General features: G+C 68.4%; 7 protein-coding genes. 2 read left to right on the top strand and 5 right to left on the bottom strand.

What is annotated here, in order from left to right; translation table 11 throughout:
• Nucleotides 1-74: 74 nt before the first annotated feature.
• The 3 genes from LU671_RS26775 to mqo form a co-directional block, all read right to left on the bottom strand.
• Nucleotides 75-12,314 (bottom strand): filamentous haemagglutinin family protein, encoded by a 12,240-nt coding sequence (locus LU671_RS26775; RefSeq protein ID WP_442964152.1) that lies wholly within the window; start codon nt 12,312-12,314, stop codon nt 75-77.
• Nucleotides 12,315-12,591: 277 nt separating this feature from the next.
• The gene (locus LU671_RS26780; RefSeq protein WP_232857432.1) at nt 12,592-13,737 is read right to left on the bottom strand and encodes a substrate-binding domain-containing protein; all 1,146 of its coding nucleotides are present in this window, start codon (nt 13,735-13,737) and stop codon (nt 12,592-12,594) included.
• 386 nt (nt 13,738-14,123) lie between these two features.
• Entirely contained in the window at nt 14,124-15,698 is a 1,575-nt protein-coding gene (gene mqo, locus LU671_RS26785) for a malate dehydrogenase (quinone) (protein ID WP_203647160.1), read from the bottom strand.
• A gap of 338 nt (nt 15,699-16,036) precedes the next feature.
• Here mqo and aroQ point away from each other — a divergent pair, with 338 nt between their 5' ends.
• Nucleotides 16,037-16,486, top strand: coding sequence for a type II 3-dehydroquinate dehydratase (gene aroQ / locus LU671_RS26790; RefSeq protein WP_232857433.1), 450 nt, complete (start codon nt 16,037-16,039; stop codon nt 16,484-16,486).
• Complete coding sequence (locus LU671_RS26795) at nt 16,483-17,328, top strand: shikimate dehydrogenase (protein WP_232857435.1); 846 nt, start codon at nt 16,483-16,485, stop codon at nt 17,326-17,328. Before aroQ ends, LU671_RS26795 begins: the two co-directional genes overlap by 4 nt.
• 48 nt (nt 17,329-17,376) lie before the next feature.
• Here LU671_RS26795 and LU671_RS26800 read toward each other — a convergent pair whose 3' ends face one another.
• Together LU671_RS26800 and quiC are read right to left on the bottom strand one after the other, a co-directional pair.
• Entirely contained in the window at nt 17,377-18,039 is a 663-nt protein-coding gene (locus LU671_RS26800) for a TetR/AcrR family transcriptional regulator (RefSeq protein WP_203647163.1), read from the bottom strand.
• Nucleotides 18,040-18,250: 211 nt separating this feature from the next.
• Entirely contained in the window at nt 18,251-20,143 is a 1,893-nt protein-coding gene (gene quiC / locus LU671_RS26805) for a 3-dehydroshikimate dehydratase QuiC (RefSeq protein ID WP_232857437.1), read from the bottom strand.
• Between the last annotated feature and the right edge of the window lie 73 nt (nt 20,144-20,216).

Below are 20,216 nucleotides of genomic sequence, written 5' to 3' on the forward strand. Positions count from 1 at the left end.
CGAGGGCCACTCGCCGAAACCATGAGCGGGATCAAGAAACCACAGGAAAAGCCTGCCGTTGGGCGGTTTTGCTCTCATAGCAACAGGTTGCCCCGCTCCTCCTCGGTCAACTGCGCCTTCGCCCGTTCGTCCAGCGTCCCCGCGCCCAGCACCTGCACCGGGCTCTGGCGGTTGTACTGGGGATTGAGGCTCGCCCCGTCCTGCCCCGGCACCAGCCGCTCGCCGCCGAAACCCAGCACCTGCACGGTGATCACCGAAGGCTGGCGCTGCCTGGACGCAGCCTGCTGCTGGCGGCCCGCCTCTTCGGCAGCCTGGCTGGCCGACGATGCCGCGGCACTGGCCGAGGCGATCGCACCGGTGTTCACCGAGGCCACCACCGGCATGCCCTTGGCATCGCCCTGGACCTGGATGTTGGCGGCGTTGACCACCTGCAGCGCGGCGATGTTGACGTTGCCCGACACGCGGATCCCGGCCTCGCCGGCATCGATGGTGCCCAGCGGCGCGATCAGGTCGATATCCCCCGGTGGCACCTCGGCGATCGGATTGAGCGTGGCGATGCCGGCGCCGGTGCTCGGCACGCTCGGCGCCAGGCCGACGTTGCCCCAGCGGTCGTAGGTACGCTTGGGCGGGGTGTAGACCACGGTGGTCTTCGAGCCGCGACCGGCGTTGATGTCGCCCTGGGCCGACCAGCCGAGAATCGAGCCGCCGAAGGTGGTCATGATCCGGCTCTGGCCGAGCAGGATGCTGCCTTGCGAATACAGCTGGATGTTGCCGCTGCCCTGGGTGATCACCCCGGCGGTGGACGGCGGGGCCTCGCCTTCGATGCCGAACACTTGCTGGCCTCCCGGCGTCAGTACCTGGATATCGCCGCCGAAGTCGGTGTGGATGCCCGCCCCGCCGTAGAAGGTGGCGCTACCGCCATAGCTGATCGGGTTGCCGGCCACGTCCCGCTCGGGGAACAGCGCGGCGATCGCCTGGCGACCGCGCAGGTAGCTACCGGTGCGCGGACCGCTGACGTCGTTGTATTCGCGGCCACCCTCGCGCAGTTCGCTGAAGTACACCTGCCGGGCGAAGATCCGCTGCTGCTCGGCAGGCAGCGTGGCGAGGAATGCCCTGCCCGCCTCGGCGTCCCCCTCGAAGGCAAAGCGCGCGCGCAGCCAGGCCAGCAGGTCCTGGTCGTAGACCTTGACGACCTGGCCCGGTTGCCCCGCCAACGACCGGGAAGGATCGGCCAGGTGCTGCGGATCCAGGTAGCGTGCCAGCAGGCCGGCGTAGTCCGGTCCCTGCTTGCCGGCCCCGACGATGATGGCGATGGCCGCGCCATCGTTACCGGCGCCACTGCCACCGACCCGACCGATACTGGTGATCGCCGCCTCCTGATAGGCCGAGTCGACGCCCGATCCGGACTGGTACAGGTTGCGCCCGGCGACCACCTCGAGCTGGCCGGGGCCGGCAACATTGAAGGTGCTCAGGCGGATGTCGCGACCGGCGCTGACCAGCGAGACATCGCGGCTGTCGCCATGGATGATGAGGTTGCCGCGGGACAGGTTGTTGCCACCCTCGCCACCGGCCACCAGGCCGCCGGCTGCCTGGCGCTGGCTGCCCAGCACGGTGCCGGCGTTGACGATGTCGCGACCGGCCATGATGCGCAGCGGCCCGCTGCCCTGATAGAGCCTGAGCCCCAGCACGGGATAATCGATGACCTCGCCGGTGTTCAGCCCGACGATATCGCCGTCCAGCGCATAGAACCGCACTGGCTGCGCAGGCTGCATCCGGCTATCGACATAGGTGTTGACGCCGAAACTGTAGAGCGGACTTTCCCAGACATTGCGCGGCAGGTCGCCGTGCAGGTTGGTCGACAGCACGAGGTTGCCGGTACTGCTGCCCAGGAATGCGGGGCGCCACGGTGTTGGTAGCGCCGAGGCGTCGGTGCCCGCCTGGCTGACTGTGTAGCCGCCGGCATAGATCGAGTCCCCCGCGAGCAACTGCAAGCGCGTGTTGGCCGACGGCGCGGTCATCAGGCTCTCCGCCGAGGCCTGGCTCGCCGAGCTGCGCACCGAGTCGCCATAGTACAGGCTGCCATTGACGGCGGTGGCGCTGAGCGCGGTCGGATAGAACACGCGGCCGCCATGGATCGCCAGGTTGCGGGTCGCGACACTGGCACGGTTGTGAACGTTCGGTGCCAGGTCGCCACCCAGGCTGACCAGTTCGATGGAGGTCTGCGGGGTCCACAGCGAGAACCAGCTGTTGCCGCGCCCGCTCATCCGCGTGCCATCGTCGGCAGTGAACGGCGTGCTGTTGAACGTCGGCACCCGGCCCGGATCGCCTACCCCCTGCAGCACCAGGTCGCCGCGGCTGAGCAGGCGCACGCCGCTGTCACCCGGCATCAGCATGACGCCGCCCCAGGCCTTGGCCCGGGTTGCGCTGTAGGGGTCGTAGGCGCGCGATTCGCTGTTGTCCTGCTCGATGCCGTAGCTGCCGTAGATCGACTGCAACAGCCCGATATTGGCCGCCTCCACCTGCAAGGCGCCGCGCAGGTTGACCAGCGTTCCCTGCAGGTCCATCTGGGCGTCCGCGGCCGTGATCGCGGCCAGCCCCGGGTTGAGTCCGCCACCGACACGCAGGTCGAGGTCGCCCCCGCCGGTCTGCACCAGGCGCCCATCGGCGTCCACCCGGCCGCTGCTGGCGACCACCAGGTTCAGGCCCTGGCTGCGCTCGACGCTGGAAAGGTCGGCGCCGCTGGCCTGCAACAGGCCGGCCGCGCCCGCCACCCGCACATCCAGATTGCCGCCACCCAGGGTGCCGATGCCGGTGAAACCGACCAGGTACGGCAAGCCGGGTGCGCTGGCCGGGTCCTGGGCGAAACTGCCGAAATTGAGCCACCAGGCACCTGGCGTGCCAGCGTCGGTCTGCCCTTGGCGCCACAGCCAGTTGCCGACAGCCGCCGAAGCGGTCTGACGGCGCGTCTGCTGCTCGGTAGCCTTGGGCCCGACCAGGTTGCCGGTCAGGTCGCCGCCAGCGGCGATCAACAGGTTGCCGCCCTGCTGCGGATACCAGGCCCGGTACTGGCCGGTGGTCGATTCGTAGGCCGCGCCCAGGGCGCCAAGCACGCTGCCATCGGCCTGGCGACCGCGGGCCAGCTGATGCGCATCGATGCCCTGCTCGAGCAGGGCCGGTGCCTGGGTACCGGCGGTGTAGACCCCATACAGCGAGTCCATGCGCCAGTCGCCGGCGCTGAGCAGTTCAAGGTCGCCGGTTCCGGTGCGCAAGACGCTGTACAGCTGGGTCTGCGGGGTGATCTCGGCCTTGGTGACGCCGCCCGGCGTTTCGACCTTCAGGCACCAGGTCGGCCGGGCGGTACACAGCGCCAGCAGGTTGGAGGGTACCGGTTGGCCGGGCACCCGCCCAACCGCCAGGTTGGTCCAGAAATAGCTGATGATGGGTTTGGAAGTCTCGATCACCCGCGTGGCGATGTAGTGCTGGTCGGCCAGGCGCAATGCGCCGGCGTCAGGCTCCGGGCGGGTGATGCGGCTGTCGGCGGCGCCCAGGTCGGCGCCGGCCACCAGGCGCATCGACCAGGATTGCGAGCCCTCCGGCAGCATCTGCCCGAGCGCCCAGTTGCGTCCCTGCTGGCCGGCGACCTCCTGGCGCAGGTCGACCCAGAACACACCTGTGGGCAGCTTGACGTCGGTGCCGGCCGGCAGCAGCGCGCCCACTGCCAGGGCCAGGGCGCCACGCTGGGTCAGCCCTCCCACAGGCAGGGCAGCGCCCTTGCGCCAGACCCCACCGCGCACCGCCACGCTTACCGGCAGGCGGCTGCCGGCATCCAGCCGGGTATCGGCGGCCAGAGTCACCGCCTGCTCGAGCAAGGTGCCGGCGGCATACAGGAGATTGCCGGAAGCATCACGCACGGCGGCATCAAGCACGGTACCGGCCGGCAGGGTCACGGCGCTTGCCAGGGTCAGCACAGCGGGCAGCCGGGTGTTGGCCGGCAGCGAGGTGTCGGCGAACGGCAGGTCGAAATTCAACGTGCTGCCCGCGGGGTAGCGCGTGCCGGCGGCCAGTTCGACGCCGCTGCGTGGAATCACCAGGTCACTGTCGAATGGCTGCTTGCCGGGAATCAGGATCCAGCCACGGCCATCCATGCGTTCGCTGCCGGTGGCCAGCTCCGGCGGCAGGAAGCCGTCGCTGATGCTGCCATGGACTTCCAGGTTGCCGCCGGCGCGCAGGGCCAAGTGGCCGACTTCGCCGGAACCGCGCAGCGCAGTCTGCGCCGTGGCCGGGTTAATACTGGCGTAGCGATGACCGGACAGGTCGAGGTCGCCGCGCACCACCAGGTCGGTCTGGCCATCGCGGCTGGCGATCTCCACGCCGGGGCGCAGGTGCAGGGCCTTGGCGTAGGCAGCGTTGTTCAGCCCGGCCAGGCGGTTGTCGAGCAGGTCGCGGTTGGCCAGCGCGGCATTGACGAACAGCACGCTGCGCGCATGCTTGGCGTCGAGATAAGCCTGGTCGATGTACTGGTACGGCCGACCACTGGCCGCCGTGCCGCCATTCAGCGCGTCGGTGTAGCGCTGCTGGCCGACCACGGCGATGGACTGCGCACCCTGGATGTCCAGCCTGCCACGGGCATCGATGGCGATATCACCGGCGATGTCGCCGCCCACGCGCGGCGCCGTCAATACCAGCGAGCCGCGGGCACGGCCGTCGTGTTGCGCGGCGGCGGTGCCGTGGCGCAGGTCCAGGCGAGCGCCGGGGCTCAGGGTCAGCACGCCGTCGCCGCTGGCCAGCTCGATCTGCGCCCGGTTCGGCGCATCGATGATCGCACCGTTGCTGTCGACCCGCAGCAGGCTGCCATGGGCATCGAGCACCGCCCCGGCGGCCAGGGTCAGGCCATGCCCGGCCGCCAGGCGGATGCTGCCGACCTGGGCGCCGCTGGCATCGACGGTGCCGGCCACGGTCAGCTGGCCGTTGTCCAGCGAGAGGCTGATTTCCCGCGCCTTGAGCTCGCTGCCGATGACCAGGTCGCCCTGGGTGATCTGGAAGCTGCGCGCGCCGAACACCTGGTCACGGTTCAGGCGCTGGTTGAGGCCGGCGAAATCATCCACCTGGCGGGCACGGATCGCCACCGCTCCCTGGTCGTACGGCACTCGCGTGCCACCGGCGTCATGATCACCGCTGGCGGCGCCAAGGAGCTGGCCCTGCAGGCTGACCTGCCCGCCCAGGGCAGTGGCGCTCAGGCGGCCGGCGCGATTGTTGCGGGCACTGAGGTCAACCAGGCTGCCACTGGCCTGGCGGATGTCACCGGCAGCGCTGGCCAGCAGCAGCTCACCGCCCCAGCTGTACTGGGTCACGTCGTTGAAGGTCAGGCTGCGCCCGGCCAGGTCGATACGCGAACGCTCCCCCAGGACCAGCGCCTGTTGCGCCGAAACGCTCAGCTTGCCGCTGGGCAGGCTGAAGGTACCGTCGAGCAGCACCTGCTGGCCACTGAGCGCGAGCTCCGCGCCCACGCCATCGCGGCCGCTGGCCAGCGCGCCACCGCCACCGGTCACGCGCAACAGACCACCGGCGCTGATGCGGTTGATCGAACCGGCGCCGCCGGTCCACAGCGGCGTCTCCACCAGCAAATCGCCACCGCTGTACTGGAAGCCGCCCTCGCCCTGCCAGGCGCCGCGCTGGTGGTACACCTGCAACGCCCCGCTGTGATTGGCGCTGACCTGGCGGCTGGCGCGGATGTCGACCTGGCTGAAGCCCAGGGTCTGGCGGCTCATGCTGGCGGTGCCGTCGGGCTGGCTGGCCGGCCCGTAGCCGAAGGTCAGGTTTTCCACCCGCAGCTCGAGCACGCCGTCGCCACTGCCCGCGCCACCGGCGATGGGTGCGCCAGGCAACGTACGGGCGCCGTTCCACACCAGGTTGCCGGTGTGGATGGTCGCCCGTTCGCTGGCCTGGCCGAGGCCGTAGATGGCCGGCGTGCCGAGGATCAGTTGCTGCACGCGGTTGCGCCCGGTCAAAGGATCATAGGTGTCGAGCACGCTGTTGCCGAAGAAGTTCAGCGAGTCGGCCGCCGTCAGCGACAGGGTCTCCAGGGCGGGAATGCCGCCCTCGGTGCTGCCCTGGAACAGACGGTCGAGCACTTGCTGGTTGAGCGTCAGCCCCTGGCCCAGCACCCCGGCGTTGGCCGCGGCGGCCAGCGCGGCGGCGGAGCCGACGTTGATCCGCCCTACCGCCAGGCCCAGGTGGCGGGTGCCGAAGCTGACCTGGTCGTCGAGGTTGAAGGTGCGGTCGGTCGCGGCGAACAGCGAGCCGTCCGAGTACAGGCGGGTCACCCCCGCGCAGTTGCCCGAGGGGCAATCGCCAATGAGGATGCTGCCGGGCGCGAAGACATCGCCGGCCACCGACGGCAGCACGTCCAGGCGGCCGTTGGACAGCGCCAGCAAGCCGTGGGCATTGGGGTCGATGAGGAAACCGTCATTGGCATCGAACGGCACCGCCCCCTGGCCCAGGGTAATGATACCGGCCCCCTGCTCGACGACGATGGCGCCACGCGCCCTGTCGGTAGCCAGGAACACCTCGCCGGCGCGCAGTTCGGCACCACTGCGCACGAGGATGTCAGCGGTCGACTCCTTGAAGCGCATCATGTTGCCACCCTGGCCGTAGAGCACCTCCGGACGGGCGCCGATGCTCAGCCGCGGCGCCTTGAGCGCGCTCAGGTCGCTGGCGCGCAGCGCGACCCGGTTGGGTTGCAACCAGTCGCTGGCCTGACCGTCGGCGAGGATCTCGATGGCCTCCACGCCCAGTACCGCCACGCTGCCGCCACGTCCGTCGCGGGCGGCGTCGAAGCGCGCCTGACCGGTAAAGCGGAACGCGGTCTCGGGATCGGCATTGGGCTTCAGGCGCAGGGTCAGCCACTTGCCATCGGCCTCGAGCGCCGCCCGCGGAACACCCTTGGCCAAGGCGTCGGCCCTGACGAAGGCGGCGTAGGACATTTCGTTGTACTGGCTGTAGCGGCGCAGGGTGTCGGCGGCGGTGAGGATCACCTGCCCCGACAACGGCTGGCGGATATCGGTGTTGGCCACCGACAGGCTGCCCGAGGTGGTCCAGGAACCATTGCGCATGACCTGGCTGATGCCTCGCTGGCCGGCCATGGCCAAGCCGTTGAGCTCGACGCGGAAGGCGCCCGGCAACAGCGCGTAGCTGGCCGGCAGCAAGGTGTAGGTACCCGCCGCCAGCCCCGGCACGCCCTGGTCGAGGGTGATGCGCTGGCCGATGGCCGGGTCCGCCACGCCGGCCTCCCCGGCCAGCGGCGCGTAGTCGCCGGCCAGGCCTGGGACGATGGCATAGACCGGGTTGCTCGACAGCGACGGCAGTACCAGGCGGCCATCGGCATCGAGCTGCATCAACGGATGGTAGCGGGCGTCGGTGGAGCCGCCGCGCCCGGAGACGAAGCCGGCGCCGGTCAGTTCGCCGCCGCCGGCCAGGTCGATCAGCGCCCCGGCCTGCACATCGATGCGCTTGCCGGCCAGGACCACCCCGTGATCGCTATCGCCGGTGCCGCCGATCAGGTTCACCGGCTTGCCGTCGTACAGGTAGCTCAGGCCATCGACCGTGCCGCCGTAAGGCATGCGCAGCCCCGCCGCGCTGACCGAAGTGATGCTGCCGGGCAGCAGGCGCACATCCTGGCCGTTCTCGCCGGTATCCCCCAGCAGCACCTGGCCAAGCGGCGCCCGCACCACCCCACCCTGCTCCACCGTGCCAGCGCCCAGGTGCAGGCGGCCGAACACCGACAGCGGCACGCCTGGCGTGGCCTCACCGACCCGTCCGATCCGCAGGGTGGCGTCGCGGGTGCTCAGCACGCGGGCGTAGGCACCGCTCACGGGGTACAGTTGCGCGGCCAACAGTTCAATATCGGCATTGCTGCTCAGCTGGGTCGGCATCGAGGGGATGTCGCGGCCGAGGAAGCGGATATCCCCTTCACTGCGCAGACGCGTCAGGGCAAAGCCCCGACGGTCGAACTCAAGCTGTTGCCCGCCACTGAGGGCCAGGTTGCCGTGGGCGCCCAGGCTCAGTTCGTCGCGTATTTCAAGCAGGTTGGCCTCGACCTGCAACAGTGCGTGCGACGCCTGCTGCGACAGCCCGCCCTTGACCGTCGGGCGCACGGTCTGGTCGCCGCCCAGGTGGTTGCTGCCTGCCAGTCGCACGTAGGGCGCACGCAGGCGGATGCGGCTGTCGTCGGCACTGCCGTCGGCGAGCACCAGGGAGCCGGCGTACAGTTGCAGCCCCTGGGCCAGGTCCAGTGCCAGTGAGCCATCGAAGGCCAGCACACCGTCGCTGAGCAGGGCCAGGTTGGTGAAGCCACCGCGCTCGACGGTGTCCACATCCAGGCGCGCATGGCCATAGCGCAAGCGCTCGTCGGTCCCGGCCCCACGGCCGAGTACCAGCTCGCGCGGCACATTCAGGCCATCCTCCAGGCCATCCTTGCGGTACAGACCGGTATCGAGGGCCACGCCGAGGCTGCCGCCCGCCGCGCCGACACCGCCGGACCTGGCGCTGAGCGTGCCGTCCAGGCGCAGGCCATAGCTGGAGGCCAGGCTGATGCTGCCACCGGCGCTGGCCATTGCCAGTGGGCCCTGACCACGGATGTCCAGCACGGCGCTGGCGCCATCGGCGCGCAAGCGGGCGCCACGGGCGATGTCGACAAAGAGGTAGGCGCCGTCGCTGGTCCCCTTGGCGTGGTCGATCTGCCCACCAATGACGATGTTGCCGCCGGCGGTGACCCGCCCATAGCGCCGGCCCTGGCTGTCGAGGGCGGTAAGCGCCTGGCCGGAGACATCGATCAACGCCTCGCTGCCCAGGCGGATCGCACGGTTGTGCAGGCTTTCCTGCACCCCGCTCACCACCGTTTCGGGCAATGCCTGCAACAGGCTCACCTTGCCACCGGCGGCCAGCAGCGAACCGTCCAGATTCAATTGCGCGGTACTGCTCAGGGCGATCGACTGCAACGGGTCGACACCGATGCTGGCGCCACGGCGCACCTCCAGCAGCGCGGCCTCGCGGTCCGCCTGGGCCAGGCGGGTATCGCCGGCGGCGAGGCTCATGCTAGCACCGGCACGCAGGCCCAGCTCGCCCTTGATCGCGTTTTCACGCACCTGCGGCGGCAACCACAGGGTGGCCTGGTCAGCGACCGACAGGCTGGCGTCGAGCAGTTCCACGGGTCGGGTGACCTGCACCTGGGCGCCTTCGGCCACGATCAACTGTCGCGTGCCACGGACATTGTACTGGGCGAAGCCGCGGTTGAAGAAATCCGCGCCGAGGGACAAGGCGCTGGCGTCGGCCACGCCGCCGATCCGCACGCGCTCGGCCTGCAGGTCGAGGGTCCCGGCGCCGTTGCTGCCATGGCCGCGCAGCTCGCCATCAAGGCGCAGGCGCCCGTCACCGCTGGCGTTGAACACGCCGGCCTGCAACGTCAGGTTGCCGCCACTGCCACCGCGCAGCTGATTGCGCTCACCGCGCACCACCCCGCCGGAAACATCCAGCACGCTGGCCTGCCCGAGCAGCACATCGCCTGAGCTGCGCAGCGACAGGCTGCCGCCGTTGCGCCAGGCCATGGCCCCTGCGTCTTCGCGGTCGCTGCGCGCACCACCGACATCCAGGCGCACACCTTCGCCAACCAGCACCTGCGCACGCAATCCGGCCGGCGTGGCCAGGGCGATATCGCGCAGGTCGGCGCCGTCACGCTGGCGCAGCACATCGCCCAACATCATCTGCCCGCCCTTGGCGGTAAGGTCGGCCGCGACCCGCACCTGCGGCGCGTACAGGGTCAGTTGCCCGCCGTCGGCCAGGTGCAGCGCCTGGTCGACCTGCACCGACTCGCTGGCGGCAATGCTCAGGCCGCCCAGCGCGAAGCCGTTGAGCAATTCGCTGTCCAGCACCAGTCGCCCGCGCCGCTGCTCGTCCAACGGCGCCTGCAACTGCACATCGGCACTGGCCCCACGGTTGCCGCCAGCCAACGTCACCTGGCGCAGCACCGGGGTCAGGCTGAAGGCCAGGTCCTTGCTGGCGGTGAGGTAGCCCAGCAGCTGCTGGCCGATGACCAGCTGGGCGCCTCGGGCGCGAGCACTATGGACCTGCTTGTAGCCATCCAGCCCGGCCACCGGCGCCTGCACCTGGCGCTCGTCCTGCCAGGTATCGCCGACCAGCCGACCGTCGAGCAATGCGCCCTGGGTGGCCACCACCAGGCTGCCGGCGTCGCGCCCGACGGTATAACCCTGCTCGAAGCGCTGCTGCGGCGCGATCAGCGGGTTGTAGAACACACGGGTCTGGGCCCAGCGCGCCGAATGGTCCTCGAAGCCCTGGTACAGGCCGCTGTAGAGCAGGTCGCCAGGCGCCCGCGACAGCTCGTACAGGCGCCCGTCCTCGCCACGCAGCCAGCTCTGGCGCACATAGCCGTCCTGCACCGCCAGGGTGCCGCCGGACAGGTTGATCTCGGCGCCGGCGCGGGTGACCAGGTCCTGGCCGGTGAAGGTCACGGTGCCGCCCTGGGCCATCCATTCACCCACGCCGTGGCTGCGCGTGCCCAGGTAGCCGCCCACCTCCAGCAGGCCACCCGCGGTGTACCAGCGGTCGCCGGCATGACCATTGACGCCGGCCGCGACGTGCACCAGCTCACGCACGTCGACCCACACATCGCTGTTGATCAGCCCGCCCTTGTCGCGGTTGCCGGCGGCATCGCGCTGCTCGTTGCCCTGGACATTGATCTTGATGGCATTGCTTTCCATCGCCACCTTGACCCCAAGCGCGCCAGCCACATCGAGGCGCGCGCCATCGTCGACCAGGCTGCGCCGGCCGGCGCTGACCGCCACCTGGCCACCGGTGGCCAGGGTCAGCGAACCGTCCTGGAAGTGCACGGTGCCGCCGCTGACCACTTCCACCCGCGACTGCTCGGGGCGGTCGATGACCGTGCTGAGGTTGTCGAAGCGCCCCGTGGCCAGGTTACCGTTGCTGCCGTTGACCACCGCCCTCGAGGCTTCGCGCTGGCTGTCGAGCGCCGCGCTGTCGTCGAGCAGCACGGCGGTAACGCTGCCGCGCTCGAAGCTGACGCTGCCGGTGGCATCGCTGGCGGCGTTGAGCAGGTGGATGCTGCCGCGCCGATCCACCGAGGTGCTGACCAGGACCACACCCTGCTGGCGCACCTGGTGACCGGTCAGGGTGACATCGCCGCCACTGGCCTGGATCAGCCCGCTGTTGCTCACCGTGCCGGCACTGCTGCCGGGCTTCAGGCTACCCGCCACTTCGTTGCCACGGGTGGTCGAGTAACGGTTGGCCTCGGTGCCCTGGCCGCGACGGATATAGAAATCGTCCGCCGCCGCCAGGGTCGCCTGGCCCTTGCCGGCGATGATCTGGCCGTCGTTGCCCACCTCGCTGCCCAGCAACAGCACGTAGCCGCCACCGCTGGTGGAGCTGCTCGGCGCCTGGGTACGAATCTGCGCGCCGCGCTCGACCAGCACCTTGCCGGCGGCATTGGTGAAGGTGGCCTGGCTGGCGCTGCTGTCGACGTAGAGCCCGCGCTGGGTGAACTGCTCGTCACTGACCTGGGCGGCGGCGGCCACCAGGTTGCGCACGTTGACCTGGCTGGTGCCGTTGAACACCACACCGTTGCGGTTGATCAGCATCACCGTGCCGGGCGCCTCGATCTGACCATGGATCTGGCTCGGACGGGCGGCGGGGTCGTTGACCCGGTTGAGCACGGCCCAGTCCGCCTGCTGCTCGAAACGCACGGTGGTGTCGCGCCCGACGTTGAAGGTCTCCCAGTTGAGGATGGCCTTGTCGGCGGTCTGTTCGATGCGCACCTGGGTCTTGCCATCGGCCTGGCTCTGCTGCGGTGCCTTGGCATTGAGCCAGCCCTGGGTCAGCGGGTTCTCGTCGACCTTCAGGCCACCCTCGCCCAGGCCGTTGGGCACAACCTGCGGCTGCACCTGGGCCAGGGTCCGGCCATTGGCCTGGGCCGCCTGCTGGGCAGCGATGGCCGCCACCGTGTTGTTGAGGTTGTTCACCGAACGCTGGAACTGCTGGTTCAGGCGCTGCTGCTGGGCCAGCGGTGGTGGCGATCCCGGCAGCACCTGCCCCGCCCCGCCGGCGCCAGCGGCGCCGCTCGGGGCATTGGAGGCGCCCTTGGCGGCGAACCAGCCCGAGCTGAACGGCTGCGCCGCGTGGGCGCTGCCCGCCAGCATCAGCAAGGCGATGGCCTGGGCCAGTGGCTTGAGCCGCGGCGGCTCGCCGCGACGCTGGATGGCGGAGGCTGAAAGGGCTGGCTTGGGCATGCCGCGCGACATCGCAGGGTTCCTTGTGCTGGTTCTCGAGATCAGGGGATGGCGGTCGTGATGCCGCTTTGCCATAAGGCGCTCCGGCGACCGGGGGACCGAAGCTTTGTCATGCAAAGTTCATGGGGCTGGGGTATGGCGAACGCCTGCACCCGGCGCAATGCCGGTGCTCGTGCTGCCAGGTCGACGCAAAATGAAAAAAGCCCCGGCGTCACCCACGGGTGCCGCCAGGGCCCATGCCCACGTCCGAGGACGCGGGCCACCGGGGTTTTGCCTGTTACGAGCGACCGATACCGTTGCACACGTTGGTGTTGGCGATATCCAGGCCTTCGTTGCCTGCGTTGGTCAGGAAGGCCTTCTTGATTTCATCGGCGAAGGCGGCGGGCACGGGTACGAACGAGTGGATACCGATGGCCAGGTCGTGGTTGCCGCTGTACAGGTCGTTGAGGAAGCCACGAACAGCGGTGGCGTCGGCGGCGTCCTTGTAGCACTGGCCAACCAGCAGGTTGGTGTAGCCGACGATCGGGTAGCCAGTGGTTGGGACCGGCTTGTCGCTGGCGCCACGGCCGAAGGTGACAGCCCAGCTGGCCGGGTTGGCGCGGTTGGCGGTCGGCGCGGTGGCGCTGGCCAGGGCGGCCTGGGCGTTGTCGACGGTCGGCAGCACGGCGGTGCCGCTGGCCAGCTTGCTGACACGGGCAACCTGGGCGTTGTTGGCGGTATCGACGAAGTCGGGGCTGACGTAGCCGATGGCGCCGTCGGTGGCATTGACTGCGTTGATCACGTCAGCGCTGCCGGCCACGCCCTGCCAGGTGCTCGGCTCGGTGCCGACGTTGGCGCTGGTGAAGGTGCTGCTGACCGAGAAGGCGGTCGGGCAGCTGTCGTTGAGGAAGCGCGCAAGCAGCTCGGTGGTGCCGCTGCTGCCGTTGCGGTAGATCACCTTGATCGGGGTGGTGTCGGCGGTGCCGAGCAGTTGGCCCCAGGTGGAGATGCTGCCGGAGAACACGCCGCACAGCTGCGAAGCGTTGACCTGCAGATCGCTGACACCGTTGCGGTGGTAAGGGATGGTGACGGTGGTGCCGACGGCCGGGATCTGGATCAGCTTGCCCCAGGTGGCGGCGCGGTTGGTGTCGTAGGTCGACAGTTCGCTGGCGCTGAGCACCGAGTCGGAACCGGCGAAGTCGACGTTGGTGCCGGCCGGCTGGTTGATCGACGCAGGGGCGTTGGTCAGGAAAGCGGTCTTGCCACCGCCGCTGCCCACGCCGGTGTAGCTGAAGCCGCTTGGCAGGATGCCTTCCCAGGTGGCGTTGCCGTTGTACAGCGGCTCAGGCAGGGTGGCGCCGCCACCGACAACAGCAGCCATGGATTGGGCCGAAGCCAGGGTAGCAGCCACCAGGGAGGCGGCGATCACAGTACGCTTAAACATGAAGCAATCTCCTATCGTCGTGTTCGTACGTTGAGTGGGTCGCGCATTGCTGTGGCCACAGGCCGCATCCCCTGATCCAGAGGGGCTGGCGGCCTGTCCACGGAGGCAACATTCGCAGCTTGTGGTGACAGGCAGAGGAAAAAACATCGGGAGTTCGGCGGGGAAAAGCTCGGGTGTCGGGGGGCGTTTTTTGCGCTCGCGGCTGGGCAGACAGGGAACAGGGCAAACGGTACCGGAGGGATCGATCAGGAGGATGGCGGATCAGGCACTCGGGAGTTTGTAGCAGGTGAGAAAAAAGATTCTGCCAGTGCGACCACTTCACAGTGGCCGGTGGCTCATGCTGGGGGGAACCCGCTCCCGCAGCGCCCGGCTGCGGGAGCGATCACTTAGGGCGCGGCGACCTCGCTGGGCGTCGCCAGTTGCAGGATCTCGCTGGTGTAGGCCCACTCTTGCTGGACCTTGTCCGGGTGCTCGTTCAGGCGGATGCCGTAGGACGGGATGATCTGCTTGATCTTCGCCTGCCACTCGGGCGTGGCCACCTTGTCCTTGAACACCTTGTTCAGCAGGTCGAGCATGATCGGCGGCGCGGTCGAGGCGCCCGGCGAGGCGCCGAGCAGCCCGGCGATGCTGCCATCCTTGGATGTCACCACTTCGGTGCCCAGCTTCAGCACCCCGCCCTGGTTCTCGTCCTTCTTGATGATCTGCACCCGCTGGCCGGCCTGCCACAGGCGCCAGTCGGCCTTCTTCGCCTCGGGGAAGTAGGTCTGCAGCGCGGCGAAGCGGTCATCGTCGGACTGCATCAGCTGGCCGATCAGGTACTGCACCAGGTCGAACTCGCGCACCCCGACCCGCACCATCGGCCAGGTGTTGTGCAACGACATGCTGGCGAACAGGTCAAGCAGCGAACCTTCCTTGAGGAACTTGGTGGAGAAGGTGGCGAACGGCCCGAACAGGATCATGCGCTTGCCGTCGAGCACCCGGGTGTCCAGGTGCGGCACCGACATCGGCGGCGCGCCGGTGGCGGCGATGCCGTAGGCCTTGGCCATGTGGCGCTGGGCGATGGCCGGGTTGTCGGTAACCAGGAACGAGCCGCCCACCGGGAAGCCGGCATAGTCCTTGGCCTCGTCGATGCCGGACTTCTGCAGCAACGGCAGGGCCGCGCCGCCGGCGCCGATGAACAGGAACTTGGCGTCGGTGGTCGAGGTGCTGCCGTCCTTGAGGTTCTTGTACTCGACGTGCCAACTGCCGTCGTCGTTGCGGGTGATGTCCTGCACCTCGCTGGACAGCTTGAGGTCGAAGTTGGGCCGGGTCTGCAGGTAGCCGACGTACTGGCGGGTGATCTCGCCGAAGTTGACGTCGGTGCCGATGGGCGTCCAGGTGACGGCGAGCTTCTGGTTCGGGTCGCGCCCCTCCATCATCAGCGGCACCCACTTGGCGATCTGCGCATGGTCCTCGGAATACTGCATGGGTTTGAACAATGGGCTGGCCTGCAGCGCCTCGTAGCGCTTCTTGAGGAAGCGGATGTTGTCGTCGCCCCAGACGAAGCTCATGTGCGGTGTGGTGTTGATGAACGAGCGCGGATTCTTCAGCACCCCCTGCTTCACTTGCCAGGCGAGGAACTGGCGGGTGACCTGAAACGACTCGTTGATCTCCACCGCCTTGCTGATGTCGATCTTGCCGTCCTTCTCCGGGGTGTAGTTGAGTTCGGCCAGCGCCGAGTGGCCGGTACCGGCGTTGTTCCAGCCGTTGGAGCTTTCCTCGGCGACCTTGTCCAGGCGCTCGACCATCTCCATCGACCAGCCCGGCTCCAGCTCGTTGAGCCAGACCGCCAGCGTGGAACTCATGATGCCGCCGCCCACCAGCAGCACATCGACCCGCTTGCCTTCGGCGGCGTGGGCGTGAAGGCCCAGGGCCAGGACCAGTGCCGCGACTGCCCACCTGGGCGTTTTGCTGATGTTCATGTGCTCTCCCGTGTTGGTCGTTCCGTGCGTCTGCGGAATCAAGCTTAGCCGACTGATTTGCTCGGGCATGGTCAGGATGCTTGTTGTCGCCTTTAAACCCAGCACTTTTAAGGTATTGACGTCCGGCTTGGACTTGCCGGGGCTGCTTTGCAGCCCTTTCGCGGCACAAGGCCGCTCCTACAGGGGGGGCGCGGTCGCCTGTAGGAGCGGCCTTGTGCCGCGATAGGGCCGGTACAGGCAGCCGATAATCGCCCGCTTTATACAGCCAATCATTTGACCAAACTAACCAGATAGTACAATTATCGAAACATCCAAAAACAACAAAGCGATGCCCCGTCATGACACCTCGAATCCTCGTGCTCAACGGCCCCAACCTCAACCTGCTGGGCACCCGCGAACCCGCCCAATACGGCCACGAAACCCTTGCCGACCTGGCCCGTCTGTGCGCCGCCAGCGCCGCCGAGCTGGGCCTGGAACTGGAGTTTCGCCAGACCAACCACGAAGGCGAGCTGCTCGACTGGATCCATGCCGCCCGTGGCCGCTGCCACGGCATCCTGATCAACCCCGCCGCCTGGACCCACACCTCGGTGGCCATCCGCGACGCCCTGGTGGCCAGCGAACTGCCGGTGATCGAGGTGCACCTGTCCAACGTGCACAAGCGCGAGCCGTTCCGCCATCTGTCGTTCGTCTCCAGCATCGCCGTGGGGGTGATCTGCGGCCTCGGCAGCCAGGGCTATTGCATGGCCCTGGGCTACTTCAGCAAATACCTGCGCGAGCACGCGGCATGAACGGCGCGGGTATCCTCGCCGGCCTCATCGGCCGTGGCATCCAGGCCTCGCGCACCCCGGCGCTGCACGAGCATGAAGGCGACGCCCAGGCGCTGCGCTACCTGTACCGGCTGATCGACGCCGACCAGCTGGGCCTGGACGACAGCGCCCTGCCCGCCCTGCTCGATGCCGCCGAGCGCACCGGTTTCACCGGGCTCAACATCACCTTCCCGTTCAAGCAGGCGGTCCTGCCGCTGCTCGACGAGCTGTCGGACGAAGCCCGTGGCATTGGCGCGGTGAACACCGTGGTACTGTGCGATGGCCGGCGGGTGGGCCACAACACCGACTGCCTGGGTTTCGCCGAGGGCTTGCGGCGCGGCCTGCCTGGGGTCGCGCGGCAACGCGTCGTACAGATGGGTGCTGGCGGCGCCGGCGCGGCAGTGGCCCATGCGCTGCTGGCCGAAGGCGTCGAGCGGTTGCAGCTGTTCGAGGTGGACCCGGCCCGCGCCCGGGCACTGGTGGACAATCTCACCCAGCGTTTCGGCGCCGGTCGTGCCGTGCTCGGCGAAGACCTGGCTGGCGCGGTGGCCGACGCCGATGGCCTGGTCAACACCACGCCCGTGGGCATGGCCAAGCTACCCGGCACCCCGTTGCCGCCCGCACTGCTGCACCCTCGACTATGGGTGGCGGAGATCATCTACTTCCCCCTGCAGACCGAGCTGTTGCGCCATGCCCGCGCCTTGGGCTGCCGCACCCTGGATGGCGGCACCATGGCGGTGTTCCAGGCGGTCAAGGCCTTCGAGCTGTTCAGCGGCCGCCCGGCCGATGCCGAGCGCATGCAGGCGCACTTCGCCAGCTTCTGACCACCAGGAGGTCCATCGCGGGCCTGTCGACTTGCCCGCGATCGCCCGTCAGGCCTTGATGTAGCGCATCACCGCTTCGCAGATCACCTGCTTGTGACGCTGCTTGACCTGTTCGTCGGCCAGGTCGATCTGGAAGATATCGCCGAAGGTATGGCGATTCGATACCCGATAGAAGCAGAACGAGCTCATCAGCATGTGCAGGTCGATCACCTCGATCCCCGGGCGGAACACGCCCTGCTCCACGCCACGGGCGAGGATCTTGCCCAGCGCATCGAGCACCATGCTGCTCATTTCGCGGATCACCGGCGACTGCTTGACGTACTCGCCGTAATGGATGTTCTCGGTGCAGACGATGCGCACGAAGTCGACGTTGTTGGCGTGGTGGTCGAAGGTGAACTCCACCAGGCGCTGGATCGCCTGCTCGGGCGCAAGCGAGTCGAGGTCCAGGCTGTGCTCGGTCTTGCGGATGTCGCCGTAGAGCTTGACCAGGCATTCGACGTAGAGCTGCTCCTTGCTGCCGAAGTAGTAGTAGATCATGCGCTTGGAGGTGGCGGTGCGCTCGGCAATGGCGTCGACCCGGGCGCCGGCCAGGCCCTGCTGGACAAACTCGGTGATGGCGGCCTGGAGAATGTTCTCGCGGGTCTTTTCCGGGTTGTTCTTGCGCGATCTGCGCAGCCCTTCGACTTCAGGCTTGGCTACCGAATCACTCATACCGACTCACAGGCTCGTTATAGGAATCCGGGCGATTATCCGTGAGCCAGGCGATGCAGGGAAGCGTGGTGTTGCGCGAGAGTGCGCAGTCCCTGTAGGAGCGGCCTTGTGCCGCGAAAGGGCCGCAAAGCGGCCCCGGCGATCCTTGCTTGAACGCTGAAATCCTGGGGCTGCTACGCAGCCCATTCGCGGCACAAGGCCGCTCCTACAGCTACAGCACCGACTTGCGCGCCTTGGCCATCGCCGCCAGGCGCACCGCCACATTGGCCGCGCCATACCCGGCGTAACCGCCCTTGCGCTGCAGGATCTCGAAGAAGAAGCGCCCCTCGAACGGTTCGGTGTACACATGGAACAGCTCGCCGCCCTGGGCATCGCGGTCGTACAGCACGTTGTAGTACGCCAGCTCGCTGAGGAACTCGTCATCGAAGTCGAAGCGCGCCGCCAGGTCGTCGTAGTAGTTCAGCGGGATCTCCAGCAACGGCACGCCGGCCTCCTTGGCCCTGGCCACCTCGCGGAAGATATCGTCGCAGTCGAAGGCGACATGGTGCACGCCCGAGCCGCGATAACTGTCCAGGGCATGGGCGATGGCGGTGTTGCGGTTCTCCGAAATGTTCAACGGCAGGCGCAGGCTGCCGCACTGACTGCGCAGGGCACGGCTCTTGACCAGGCCATAGGGGTCGGGCAGCACCACCTCGTCGTCGGCGGTGAAATCGAACAGGCTCTTGTAGAACAGCACCCAGCTGTCCAGCGCCTCGGCCGGCAGCGCCAGGGCCATGTGGTCGATGCGCTTGAGCCCGCCGCTGGCCTGGGCGTTCCGGTCCAGGTGGAAGTCGGTGTCGTAGAGGGTCGGGCCATCGCTGTCCGGCTCTACCAGGTACAACAGGCTGCCATCGGGGGCGCGCACCGCCGGGATCTCGCGCTCATTGGGGCCGACCAGGCCACGGAACGGCTGGCCACGGTAGGCGGTGGCGCGCCGCAGCGCGGCCTGGCCGTCGTTCACCCGCAGGGCCGTGGCACACAACGACGGGCCATGGGCCTCGAAGAAGTTGTGGGCGAACGAGTAAGGCTCGGCGTTGAGCACGATATTGATATCGCCCTGGCGCAGCAGGCGCACCGCCTTGCTGCGGTGTTCGCCGACCTCGGCGAAGCCCAGGCGCTTGAGCCACACACCCAGGCGCGCGCCTACCGCCTCGTCGACGGCGAATTCAAGGAACTCCACGCCGTCGTAGCGGCTCGCGGGCGGCGGCGCGAACAGCACGCCAGGCTCGGCAGCCCGCGCCTCACGCTCCAACTGAAGGCGGGTCTTCTCCTCCAGATACAGCAGCGAACGCAAGCCGTCGGCGGCATTCTGCCGGGGCGGTGCCGCACGGAAACCGTCGTTGAAGATCTCCAGCGACAGCGGACCGCGATAGCCGGTGGCCAGAATCGGCGCGAGGAAACCCGCCAGGTCCATCTCGCCCTGCCCCGGGAAGCAGCGGAAGTGGCGACTCCACTCCAGCACGTCCATGGCCAGGATCGGTGCGTCGGCCATCTGCACGAAGAAGATCTTCTCGCCAGGGATATCGCGGATGCCGCTGGGATCACCCTTGACCGACAGGGTGTGGAAGCTGTCGAGGATCACCCCCAGCGCCGGATGATCCGCCTGGCGCACCAGGCTCCACACCTGCTGCCAGGTGTTGACGTGGCGGCCCCAGGCCAAGGCCTCGTAGCCGATGCGCAGGCCGCGGTCACCAGCGTGCTCGGCGAGCAGGCGCAGGTCGTCCACCAGCAGTTGCTCATCGCCCAGGGCGTCGGGCTGGACGTTGCTGCACACCAGCACCAGGTCGGTGCCCAGCTCCTGCATCAGGTCGAACTTGCGCTCGGCGCGGTCGAGGTTCTTGTGCAGGCGGTCGCGGCGGCAGCCTTCAAAGTCGCGAAACGGCTGGAACAGGGTGATCGCCAACCCCAGGTCCGCGCAAAGCTGGCGGATCTCGCGGGGGCTGCCGGCGTAGTACAGCAGGTCGTTCTCGAAGATCTCGACGCCGTCGAAACCCGCGGCGGCGATGGCTTCGAGTTTTTCCGGCAGGGTGCCGCTCAAGGAAACAGTGGCGATCGAACGGTGCATGGCGGGTGTTCCTTGTTATTGAGGGAGGCCTGGGCAGGTCCGGCCCTATCGCGGGGCAAGCCCGCTCCCACAG

Source organism: Pseudomonas sp. NMI760_13 (genome assembly GCF_021283245.1).
Taxonomy (GTDB): domain Bacteria; phylum Pseudomonadota; class Gammaproteobacteria; order Pseudomonadales; family Pseudomonadaceae; genus Aquipseudomonas; species Aquipseudomonas peradeniyensis.

Bases quoted from the DNA above. Each gene is read 5' to 3' on its own strand.
- LU671_RS26780 (WP_232857432.1), bottom strand. From the start codon at position 13,737: ATGTTTAAGCGTACTGTGATCGCCGCCTCCCTGGTGGCTGCTACCCTG.
- LU671_RS26775 (WP_442964152.1), bottom strand. From the start codon at position 12,314: ATGCCCAAGCCAGCCCTTTCAGCCTCCGCCATCCAGCGTCGCGGCGAG.
- mqo (WP_203647160.1), bottom strand. From the start codon at position 15,698: ATGAACATCAGCAAAACGCCCAGGTGGGCAGTCGCGGCACTGGTCCTG.
- aroQ (WP_232857433.1), top strand. From the start codon at position 16,037: ATGACACCTCGAATCCTCGTGCTCAACGGCCCCAACCTCAACCTGCTG.
- LU671_RS26795 (WP_232857435.1), top strand. From the start codon at position 16,483: ATGAACGGCGCGGGTATCCTCGCCGGCCTCATCGGCCGTGGCATCCAG.
- LU671_RS26800 (WP_203647163.1), bottom strand. From the start codon at position 18,039: ATGAGTGATTCGGTAGCCAAGCCTGAAGTCGAAGGGCTGCGCAGATCG.
- quiC (WP_232857437.1), bottom strand. From the start codon at position 20,143: ATGCACCGTTCGATCGCCACTGTTTCCTTGAGCGGCACCCTGCCGGAA.